Here is a 9933-nt window from a genome sequence, read left to right as displayed (position 1 = left end):
GCATACCAGTGGAACTGGAAGTTCGGGTACCAGACGGTCGATCTGAAGGACGGCGAGGGAAAGTACGAGGGCACCGACCTCGAGGCTCAGGCCGCTGCGGAAGCTGCAGCCACTCCGCCCGAGGGTGAGGCGGAGGGCAGCGAGGACGGCGAGTTCGTCCCCGGAGCGATCCACGGTGTCAGCCCGCAGGACCTGTCCTACCTGCACTACAACAAGATCGAGACAATCGGAACCAGCGACGAGATTCCGGTGCTGGTGCTTCCGACCGGCAAGCGCATCGAATTCGTGCTCGCATCGTCGGACGTCATTCACGGGTTCTGGGTTCCGGAATTCTTGTTCAAGCGCGATGTTCTGCCCAACCCGAAGGAAAACCACTCGGACAACGTCTTCCAGATCTCCGAGATCGAACGGGAAGGCGCGTTCGTCGGTCGCTGCACCGAAATGTGTGGCACGTACCACGCGATGATGAACTTCGAAGTTCGTGCGGTGTCCCCGGAGGACTTCCAGGAGTACATCGAGCTTCGTAAGCCCGAGTCCGATGGCGGCGACGGTCTGACCAACGCTCAGGCGTTGGAAGCGATCGGCCAGTCTCCTGTTGCCACCAGCACCCACCCGTTCACTACGGATCGCACGCAGAAGTCCGAATCCGTCGCCGACGGTAACTGACCCAGGAAGAATGCTGAAATGAAAATCGAAGCCAAGATCTTCGAGGTCCTGACTGTCTTCTTTCTTCTTGTCGGGATCGTCTACGCCCTGTTCACCGGATTCTCGCGCACCGGTGTGGAATGGGCAGGCGTCACAGCGATCGCTCTGTCGGTCGGCCTGACCCTCATCATCGGTACGTACTTCCGCTTCGTGGCACGTCGCCTCGACACGCGTCCGGAAGACTTCGACGATGCAGAGATCAGCGACGGGGCAGGCGATCTGGGCTTCTTCAGCCCGGGGAGCTTCTGGCCCATCGTGCTTGCCGGTGCAGCATCGGTAGCAGCCATCGGGTTCGCGTTCTTCCTGTGGTGGCTCATCGCGTTGGGTGTTGTGCTGATCCTTGCGGCCGCCGCCGGCCTGGTATTCGAGTACCACCTCGGACCCGAGAAGCACTGACGCAGTAGCTCACCAGCTGCTCAACGAGAGAGCGCCGATCCCCTCTGAGGGGATCGGCGCTCTCTTCGTTTGTCGGTAGGCGTTCGCCCAGAGATCAGGAAGCGTCGGCTCGATCGGCCTTGCGCGCCGTCACAGCCGCGACGTCGTCCAACGACAGCTTCAACGTCCTACACAGCGCAGCGACGGTGAAGAACGCCGGAGTGGGGATCCTGCCGGTCTCGATCTTTCGCAAGGTCTCGACGGAAATTCCTGCCTCGGTTGCCACCTCGCTCATTGTCCGAGGTCCGCGTGTCGATCTTAGTAGTTCGCCTAGCCGCAGGCCTCGGGACAACTCTTCAGGGCCGAGGGGGATTCGCACCATGAGGCCAATCGTAATACCGGAACAGACATGAGTACTCGGGCCGAGCGCGTGAGAACGACATCCTAGGGATCTGAGCGAGGCTCATCGGGGCGTCCTGTTGATCCTGGGGCGCCGCGTGACGGTTCGACGACTGTCGTCGGTGGGGGAGTGGGGCCGGGCCGACCGTCGTCATCCGAGCGACGGCATGTGCTCAGGTGCATTTTCGATAGACGGCAGTCCGACGTACGCGAAGGGTGGACACACGAGTAAGGGCGGCACCTGTGGAGGTGCCGCCCTTACTCGTATGTGAATCGTTCTCAGTGCTCGCTGTCGCTGTCCTGACGAGCGGGAGAGCTGTCGGAGCCGGTGCCATTGGCATGGCCGTTGGAACCCTTGCCGTTCGAACCGTTGCCGTTCACGTGGCCATTGCGCGAGCCATTCGAACCGTTGCCGTAGATCGAGGCTTGGTAGTTCTTCAGCATGGCCAGCTGTTCCATCTCACCATGGTGCTCTGCCTCTTCCAGGGCCTTGCTTTCCGCTACCGGGTCCGGGCGGAACAGCGATCCTGAACCAGGCTTGCCGGCCGAACCGAGCTTGCTCATCTTCTTCGGGACGACAGCGCCCTGGTAGTCGAGCGGTATCGGGTGTCCGTGGTCATCGACGGGTCCGAGCGGCTGGTGGACCTCCACGTACTGACCGTGTGGCAGACGCTTGATGATGCCGGTCTCGATTCCGTGATCGAGGACTGCGCGGTCGCTGCGCTGCAAGCCGATGCAGAAGCGGTAGGCCACGAAGTACGCGATCGGTGGCAGCAAGAGCATTCCGATTCGGCCGATCCACGTCATCGCGTTCAGTGAGATATCGAGCTTGTACGCGATGATGTCGTTGACGCACGACAGCGTCAGCACGATGTAGAACGCCAGAACCATTGCTCCGATTGCGGTACGGACCGGAACGTCGCGCGGGCGCTGCAGCAGGTTGTGGTGAGCGGTATCGCCGGTAAGCCGCTTCTCGATCCACGGATACGCGATCATCACGGTGAAGACCAACCCCATGATCAGGGCGACGGCGAACACAGAGGGGATCGTGTATCGGGTACCTATGTAGATGTCCCAGGCGGGCCAGAGTCGGGCAAGACCGTCGGTCCACATCATGTAGAAGTCCGGCTGCGAGCCCGCGGACACCTGTGCCGGGTTGTACGGACCCAAGTTCCAGACCGGGTTGATCTGCAACAGACCACCCATCAGAGCCAGGATGCCGAACGTCACGGCGAAGAATGCGCCGGACTTGACCGCGAACACCGGGAGGATTCGGACACCGACGACGTTCTGCTCGGTGCGGCCCGGTCCGGGGAACTGTGTGTGCTTCTGGTACCAGACGAGCGCGAGGTGAGCCGCGATCAGCGCAAGGATGATTGCGGGCAGAAGCAGAACGTGCGCTACATACAGGCGCGGAATGATGATCGTGCCGGGGAAGTCACCGTCGAAGATCAACCAGTGCATCCACGTTCCGATGATCGGGATACTCATCGTGATGCCCGAGAATGCAGCGCGAAGACCGGTGCCGGAAAGGAGGTCGTCGGGGAGTGTGTAACCGAAGAAGCCCTCGAACATCGCCAGGATCAGTAGCAAGCAGCCGATGACCCAGTTGGCCTCACGCGGACGACGGAACGCACCGGTGAAGAAGATGCGCAGCATGTGCACGATGATCGAGCACGCGAACATCAACGCTGCCCAGTGGTGAATCTGACGCATGAACAGGCCGCCGCGCACCTCGAACGAGATATTCAAGGTCGTCTCGTACGCACGGGACATCGCGACGCCGCGGAGTGGTTCGTAGATGCCGTTGTACTCGACCTCGCTGAGCGAGGGGTCGAAGAACAGCGTCAGGAACACACCCGAGATGAGCAGGATGACGAAGCTGTAGAGCGCGATCTCTCCGAGGAGGAAGGACCAGTGCGTCGGAAAGACCTTGTTGATCTGGCGACGTAGTCCCGGTGCCAGGTGGTAACGGCTGTCGACGTCGTTAGCCTGCTTGGCAGCCAGGGTCTGGAGTGAGGGACTCATGATCAGCTCTCCCTACCGGTGGGGCGCTCCCAGAAGGCAGGTCCCAGGGCTTCGATGAAGTCACCGTCGGCGACAAGGAATCCATCCTCGTCGACGGTGATCGGAAGTTGTGGCAGCGCGCGTGCTGCCGGTCCGAAGATGGGCTTGCCGTACTCCAGCGCATCGAACTGCGACTGGTGGCACGGGCAGAGGATGCGGTTGGTCTGCTGCTCGTACAGTGACGTCGGGCAACCAAGGTGCGTGCAGATCTTGGAATACGCGAAGTAGTCGCCGTAGTTGAAGCTCTCTTGACCCTTCCGCTTGGTCACCTTGGCGGTGTCCTCGGTGCGCAAGCGTATGAGCATGACGGAGTTGCGAATTCCTCGCAGCGAGGCGAGAAGTGCGTGATCGTCGTCGCGATCAGCTTCGCGGAACGGGAACACCGTCTCCATGGCTCCAGCATCCATATCCTCGGGACGAACCAGAACGACGTCGTGGGGACGTCCTGTGTCGCGCCGAAGGTAGATCGTTTCTCCAGGGTAGCGCGGTGTCCAACCTGAAACCCAGAGCGGCGACTTGTCGCCTTCGGCCCATGGGTTCTTGATGAGACCACTGAGAGGCAGAATCGCCATGATTCCCAGTGCGCCGCCGCCGAAGTAGAGCGACCGCTTGATCACCTTGCGGCGAGCAATGGTCGAGGTATCGAAGGAGTCACCGAGTTCCGCGACGAGCGTCTTGCGGTCGACCTCGGACGATTGGCCGTCGTGACGGTCCTGGATCGACACTTCCTCGGGAATGAACTTCTTGGTGTACTGAACTGCGCCGACACCGACACCGAGAATCGCCAGGCCCATGGTCAGGCCGATCAGCGGGGTGTAGAGCGAGTACGCGTCGTAGTTCTCTTCGCCCATCCCGGCGTACTGCCAAGGCCAGAAGAGGTAGATCGCGATGAAGGCAATTGCGGAGACACCGGACAGGGCGAACCAGAACGCCACGCTGCGCTCGGCACGCTTTTCGGCGCGAGTGCCCTCCACTGCCCAACGGTTGCGGCGGTAGGCAACATCGACGTGGTCGAGGTTGGTTCCTAGCTCGACGAGCTGCTCGCGCGTCATGCCCGCAAGTTCTTCGGCCGTGTATTTCTTGTTCACATCCACCTTGTCGACGTTGTCGCCGTCGCCGTGGCCGCTGTCGGCACGCCCGGAATCAGCGTCGCTCATGACCTTGCTCCGATCCACAGTGTTGCGCCGACAACGGCACTGATTCCGATGACCCAGATGGCAATAGCTTCGGTTGCGGGACCGAAGCCTCCGAGACCCCAGCCGCCCGGCGCCTTGGTGTCCTGAGCCGACTTGACGTAGGAGATGATGTCGATTTTCTCTTCCTGCGTCAGCTGGCGATCCGAGAACTTCGGCATGTTCTGCGGTCCGGTGATCATTGCCGTGTAGATGTCCTGCTCGGTGGCAGGTCCCAGCGCGGGAGCGAACTTGCCCGAGGACAGTGCGCCGCCTTCACCAGTGAAGTTGTGGCAGGACGCGCAGTTGAGACGGAACAGCTCACTACCGCGGGCGATATCGCCGTCGGACAGCGAGGACTGGGCGACTTCGCCGTTGCTGTCACGGAGTACGGTGGGCCCGCCGCCGTTGGCCTGGATGTAGGCACCGAGAGCATCGATCTGCTTGTCATCGAACTTCGGCGGCTTCCGCATGATCTGAGCCTCGTTGCGAACTGCAGGCATACGACCCGTCGACACCTGGAAGTAGACGGCGGCCTCGCCGACGCCGATCAGGCTTGGTCCGCGGTCCTGCACGCCCTGCAGATTTACGCCGTGGCAGGTGACACACGAGGTGTCGTACAACTGCTTGCCTTCACGGATCAACGCAGCCGAATCTTGGTCGGCGGTTGCAACCTGCGGTGTCGGGGTGAGGGCCGAGGCGAGGAAACCCGCGCTGAGAAGACCCATCATCAGTACTAGTGCGCCGGTTACTCGGCGACGCGTCTTGCGCTTCCGCCGACTCGTGGCGGCAGACACGGATCCGCTGGTGCTGTCACCGGGTGCTGCTGGGGGAGATGAACTCATCTTCTATCCCTTGTCGTGTCGGGACGGACTGAACGTCGGGGGCTGATACCGAACGTCCGCTGCTGGTGTGGAGCTGAAATCACTTGATCTTCTTACGTGCACTAGCGAATGAAGTAGATGGTGGCGAACAGTGCGATCCACACGATGTCGACGAAGTGCCAGTAGTACGACACGACGATTGCGGCCGTGGCCTGTGCGGGGGTGAACTTGCTGACCAGGGTTCGCGTGATCAGGAAGACGAAAGCGATCAAACCGCCGATGACGTGGAGTCCGTGGAAGCCGGTCGTGATGTAGAAGACCGATCCGTACACACTCGACGACAGCGTCGTGCCCTCGTGGACCATGTGGTAGTACTCGTAGCCCTGGCCGGCGACGAAGAAGGCGCCCATGACCAGGGTGATGATGTACCAGCGGCGCAGTCCGAAAACATCACCTCGCTCGGCGGCGAAGACCCCGAGCTGGCAGGTGAAGGAGGACGCGATAAGCACGGCGGTGACCGGAACGGCGAGCGCAAGGTTGAGCTCGGTCGGTTCCGGTGGCCAGTTGCCGTTGGCCTGGGCCCTCGCGACGAAATACATCGCAAAGAGTCCGGCGAAGAACATGAGTTCGCTAGACAGCCACACGATCGTGCCGACGCTGACCATATTTGGGCGGTTCAGCGAGTGCACGCGTTGGGTGATTGCCGATCCTTGAGTCCCTACAGCGCTCGTCACAGAAAGAAGTATGACTGCTCGTAGTACCGAAGGCATACCCGGGTCTGTTGTTGGCGCGTCGCCCGAAGCGCCGTCCATGAGCGGCACGAGATATGTCCAGGTCAGGACCCCTGATCGAGCCTGGTGCATCGTGCCGTGGAAGGCTTGCCTCATGTCAACGAACGGTGGCCCGTCCTGGTTCCGGCGACTTTCTGCGCGATCGAAGACGGTCCCACTGAACCCCATGCGGTCGGACTTGGTCGTAGTCGCATGGTCGTTCGACGACGCCGAATCTGCGTCGTCGGCGCTGGATCGGGCCACGAGCGTCGGCGGATGGAACGCTGATGCAGAAACCGTCTTTCGACACCACCTCGTATTGCCCGCCGACACCGTCGAAGACGCTGCGAACATCGCGTCCCAGGACGGATACGAGCGTTCAGATGGACCTTTCCCGGAACCGAACGTGCCCGATGTCGGCTATCGCATGAACGTCGTCGACGGAGTCGAGGTGACACTGCAGCGGGTGCAGGTAATCGATGCCCTGCACATTTCGCAGGAGCGGTCCCGTATGGCCGGACTCGCTCAGCGTCGTGGCGGCATCGTGGTGGGGTGGGATGCTCTGCAACCTGACGCCGCCTCGCCACCTGGTACGGCCTGAAGGGACATCGCTGATTAGGCTTTGCGGGCGTGTCGCGGCCGACCTCCTCGTGTGGGTCGGCTTGTCCGATGTCGAGGAAGGTGCGGGGAGAAGATGATCGAATCGAAGATCGGTGAGCCGAGCAGGACCTGGAAGAAGGTGCTCGGCGCGCTGACGTCGAATGCCGACCTCTCCAGTGCCGACACGAGTTGGGCGATGGACGAGATCATGTCCGACAACGCCACGGCAGCGCAGATCGCCGCATTCGGTGTCGCTCTGAAGATGAAAGGGCCGACTCCGGAAGAAGTGCGCGGACTCGCCGATTCGATGCTCGCGCATGCGACGTTGGTCGACAGCGAACCGAACGCCGTCGACGTGGTGGGGACCGGAGGCGACGGCGCCGACACGGTCAACATCTCCACGATGGCCGCTGTGGTCGTGGCGGCGGCGGGTGGCCGCGTGGTCAAACACGGCAACAGGGCGGCGTCCTCGCAGAGCGGGACGACCGACGTGCTCGAAGCGTTGGGAGTGAAGTTCGGGTTGGGACCGGCGGGAGTGGCGACAACCGTTCGCGAGGAAGGAATTGGATTCTGTTTCGCCCCCATCTACCATCCGGCCCTCCGATTCGCGGGTCCACCGCGCAAGGAGATCGGTATTCCAACCGTGTTCAACGTCCTCGGTCCGCTGACGAACCCCGGACAACCTCGGGCAGGTCTGATCGGGTGCGCCTTCGAATCGTTGGTGTCCGTCGTCGCCCAGGTTTTCGCCGATCGGGGATCGAGCGCGCTGATCGTGCGCGGCGACGATGGGCTCGACGAAATCACGATGTCGACCACCACCACGGTTCATGTCGTGTCGAACGGTTCGGTGACCGTCACGAAGATCGATCCGAGAGATTTCGGTCTCGACTACGTCCCCATCGAAGCGTTGAAGGGCGGAGACGCTGCCTTCAACGCCGACATTGCCCGGTCGGTGTTCAGGGGCGAACGCGGTGCGGTCCGCGACGCTGTGCTTCTCAACGCCGCGGCCGCGCTCACAGCCCTCGACGGCATATCCGGGGGGATCGACGCCGCTGATCTGACGTCGCGGATGAAGCATGGATTGGAGCGCGGCGCAGCTGCTCTCGACTCAGGTGCCACTGCCGAGTTGCTGAAACGTTGGGTCGCGAGGTCGAACCAGCTCGACTGACGCCGTTATTCGCCGATCGAGAAGCCGGCTTCCACGTCTGCACTCGAGTAGGACTGAAAAGCAATGTGGGTTGCTGTGTTGACGACCCCCGGCACCTTGTTGATCCGTTGCGTGACGACCTCGGCGATCTGTTGGTGATCCCGCACCTTGACGATGGCGATCAGGTCCACGTCGCCGGCGCACGAATACACCTCGCTGACACCGTCGACGTCTGCTACCGCCTGGGCGGTCTCCGGGATCGCATGAGCCTCGGCGTCGATCATGACGATGGCGTTGATCATGGAGCTCCTTCACTACCTCGGTGGTACCTAGCTCGACCACGTGATGGAGTCCGAGTTTAGTGCGCCCGTCCGATCGGTTCGTCGTGCGTGCCGCGTTCGAGCCGCGCAACAGTGCGGGCGGTCGCGCACCATTGCTTCCATCCGCCCGCGCCGTGAACGGGTTCGGCGTACCCGTCGGTCGTGCGCACGATTCTGACCCCGTCCGAGTCCAGCCACCGCGCGACGAGTCCGACCTCCTCCGGCGATGCGCCGCGCAAAGGTGTGGTGTCGGGAACGACGGTCTCCGCAGCGGCGACGATGGCCTCCACGACCGGCATGGGGTGGACACGGCGTGATGTGGTCGCTGCCGCAGCGAGCCTGCCGTATCGCACGACCGCGAGTTCCCACCCGCCGTCAGCGGCTCTCCGTGCGACGACGAGTTCGGCAATGGCAGCGATAGCGCCGAGACGGTGCAGCCGCCGCAAGACGTCGGCCAGAACGGCGAGCCGATCGCGTAGCCGCGCTGCCGATTCGAAGAGGTGGGCATCGGCGAGTGCGGTGACTCTGTTTCTGATCGCGTCGAGGGCACTGGCGTCGTTCCCGCGGGCGAGGGCACGGAAACGCGCGGGCACCGGCGCGTACTGCTCGTGCGAGATCGTCTCGGCGCTGGCAGCCGCACACCCGCCGACCGTTGTCGGCTCGCAATCGTGCACCGCGGATCTCGGAATCCGACGCGTACATGTGCGGATGGCATAGAACTCGGCAATGAGGGCGGCTGCGTCGGCAGCATCGGCGCGAACAGCAAACGGGCCGATCGAGTCCGGTGCTGGTGTTCGTACCACCGACAGGCGCGGAAACGCCTCGGATGTCGTCGTGATCCACCATCCCTTCTTGGGGAACTTCGATCGTCGGTTGTACGGCGGAATGTGGGCACATAGGAGCCTGAGTTCTCGGACGCCGGCTTCGAGGGCGTGTGCACATTCGACGTGATCGACAGCGACCGCGAGGCCCACCATCTCCTTCATGCGGCCGCGGGTCTCGGACCCGGTGAAGTAGTTGCGAACTCGCCGCTGAAGGTTGTTCGAGGTGCCGACGTACAGAACTTCGTTTCCGGGACCCTTGAAGAGGTACACGCCAGGGGTACGGGGTAGCTGGGCCGCGAGCGAGCGTTTGGCGCGCTGTCCGGCGGAGACGGTCGGCAGGTAGTCGACGAGCTCTGCGTAGCTGTGTACGCCCTGGTTGCCCACACGCTCGATGAGAGCGTGCAGCACGTCGACGGTGGCTCTGGCGTCGTCGAGTGCCCGGTGTGTCGGTTGGGTGCTCACCTGGAAGAGGGACGAGAGGGCGGACAATTTGACGGACGGTGCTTCGTCGCGAGTGAGCACGCGTCGGGCAAGTTTGACGGTGCACAGCACCTGAAACTTGGGCCAGGCGATGTCCAGTCGAGAGGCGGCTGCCCGGAGAAACCCGGTGTCGAACCGTGCGTTGTGGGCAACGAGAACCGAACCGCGGGCGAATTCCAGGAAGCCTGGCAGTACGCGTTCGATCCGCGGGGCGCCGATGACCATCGCGGTGGTGATACCGGTCAACTCC

10 protein-coding genes and 1 pseudogene are annotated in these 9933 nt (G+C 62.6%); 4 read left to right on the top strand and 7 right to left on the bottom strand.

What is annotated here, in order from left to right; translation table 11 throughout:
* Positions 1–666 (top strand): annotated as a pseudogene (locus tag A2J03_RS27955) (cytochrome c oxidase subunit II); the annotation flags it as partial.
* 18 nt (positions 667–684) lie between these two features.
* Complete coding sequence (locus A2J03_RS27950; RefSeq protein ID WP_068381005.1) at positions 685–1101, top strand: cytochrome c oxidase subunit 4; 417 nt, start codon at positions 685–687, stop codon at positions 1099–1101.
* Positions 1102–1195: 94 nt separating this feature from the next.
* On the opposite strand, the gene A2J03_RS27945 is transcribed toward A2J03_RS27950, so the two are convergent.
* The 5 genes from A2J03_RS27945 to ctaE all read right to left on the bottom strand — a co-directional run bounded on the left by A2J03_RS27945 (position 1196) and on the right by ctaE (position 6276).
* The gene (locus A2J03_RS27945) at positions 1196–1462 is read right to left on the bottom strand and encodes a helix-turn-helix domain-containing protein (RefSeq protein WP_068381003.1); all 267 of its coding nucleotides are present in this window, start codon (positions 1460–1462) and stop codon (positions 1196–1198) included.
* 296 nt (positions 1463–1758) lie between these two features.
* The gene (gene qcrB, locus A2J03_RS27940) at positions 1759–3507 is read right to left on the bottom strand and encodes a cytochrome bc1 complex cytochrome b subunit (protein ID WP_068381000.1); all 1749 of its coding nucleotides are present in this window, start codon (positions 3505–3507) and stop codon (positions 1759–1761) included.
* 2 nt (positions 3508–3509) lie between these two features.
* Entirely contained in the window at positions 3510–4703 is a 1194-nt protein-coding gene (gene qcrA / locus A2J03_RS27935) for a cytochrome bc1 complex Rieske iron-sulfur subunit (RefSeq protein WP_082898138.1), read from the bottom strand.
* Positions 4700–5563 carry a cytochrome bc1 complex diheme cytochrome c subunit gene (gene qcrC, locus A2J03_RS27930; protein WP_068380994.1) on the bottom strand — a complete coding sequence of 288 codons (864 nt, stop codon included), beginning with the start codon at positions 5561–5563 and terminating at the stop codon, positions 4700–4702. Before qcrC ends, qcrA begins: the two co-directional genes overlap by 4 nt.
* Before the next feature lie 101 nt (positions 5564–5664).
* Positions 5665–6276, bottom strand: a complete 612-nt coding sequence (gene ctaE / locus A2J03_RS27925) for an aa3-type cytochrome oxidase subunit III (protein ID WP_068380990.1) — start codon at positions 6274–6276, stop codon at positions 5665–5667.
* A gap of 151 nt (positions 6277–6427) precedes the next feature.
* Here ctaE and A2J03_RS27920 point away from each other — a divergent pair, with 151 nt between their 5' ends.
* Positions 6428–6913: a hypothetical protein gene (locus A2J03_RS27920; RefSeq protein WP_068380987.1), complete on the top strand. Its 486-nt coding sequence runs from the start codon at positions 6428–6430 to the stop codon at positions 6911–6913.
* Between the two features lie 93 nt (positions 6914–7006).
* Positions 7007–8080 carry an anthranilate phosphoribosyltransferase gene (gene trpD, locus A2J03_RS27915; protein WP_068380983.1) on the top strand — a complete coding sequence of 358 codons (1074 nt, stop codon included), beginning with the start codon at positions 7007–7009 and terminating at the stop codon, positions 8078–8080.
* Positions 8081–8085: 5 nt separating this feature from the next.
* Here the strand turns inward: trpD and A2J03_RS27910 are convergent, their stop codons facing one another.
* Together A2J03_RS27910 and A2J03_RS27905 are read right to left on the bottom strand one after the other, a co-directional pair.
* Positions 8086–8361 carry an Lrp/AsnC family transcriptional regulator gene (locus tag A2J03_RS27910; RefSeq protein ID WP_068380980.1) on the bottom strand — a complete coding sequence of 92 codons (276 nt, stop codon included), beginning with the start codon at positions 8359–8361 and terminating at the stop codon, positions 8086–8088.
* Between the two features lie 56 nt (positions 8362–8417).
* Positions 8418–9933, bottom strand: a 1516-nt coding sequence (locus A2J03_RS27905; RefSeq protein ID WP_068380977.1) for a DEDD exonuclease domain-containing protein, incomplete at its 5' end; no start/stop codon positions are given.

It is taken from the genome of Rhodococcus sp. EPR-157 (assembly GCF_001647195.1).
Lineage (GTDB): Bacteria > Actinomycetota > Actinomycetes > Mycobacteriales > Mycobacteriaceae > Rhodococcoides.
Note: the sequence above shows the minus strand (reverse complement) of the source record. Positions and strands in the feature narration are given on the sequence as shown.

Bases quoted from the DNA above. Each gene is read 5' to 3' on its own strand.
- qcrC (WP_068380994.1), bottom strand. From the start codon at position 5,563: ATGAGTTCATCTCCCCCAGCAGCACCCGGTGACAGCACCAGCGGATCC.
- A2J03_RS27945 (WP_068381003.1), bottom strand. From the start codon at position 1,462: ATGGTGCGAATCCCCCTCGGCCCTGAAGAGTTGTCCCGAGGCCTGCGG.
- A2J03_RS27920 (WP_068380987.1), top strand. From the start codon at position 6,428: ATGTCAACGAACGGTGGCCCGTCCTGGTTCCGGCGACTTTCTGCGCGA.
- A2J03_RS27950 (WP_068381005.1), top strand. From the start codon at position 685: ATGAAAATCGAAGCCAAGATCTTCGAGGTCCTGACTGTCTTCTTTCTT.
- qcrA (WP_082898138.1), bottom strand. From the start codon at position 4,703: ATGAGCGACGCTGATTCCGGGCGTGCCGACAGCGGCCACGGCGACGGC.
- A2J03_RS27910 (WP_068380980.1), bottom strand. From the start codon at position 8,361: ATGATCAACGCCATCGTCATGATCGACGCCGAGGCTCATGCGATCCCG.
- qcrB (WP_068381000.1), bottom strand. From the start codon at position 3,507: ATGAGTCCCTCACTCCAGACCCTGGCTGCCAAGCAGGCTAACGACGTC.
- trpD (WP_068380983.1), top strand. From the start codon at position 7,007: ATGATCGAATCGAAGATCGGTGAGCCGAGCAGGACCTGGAAGAAGGTG.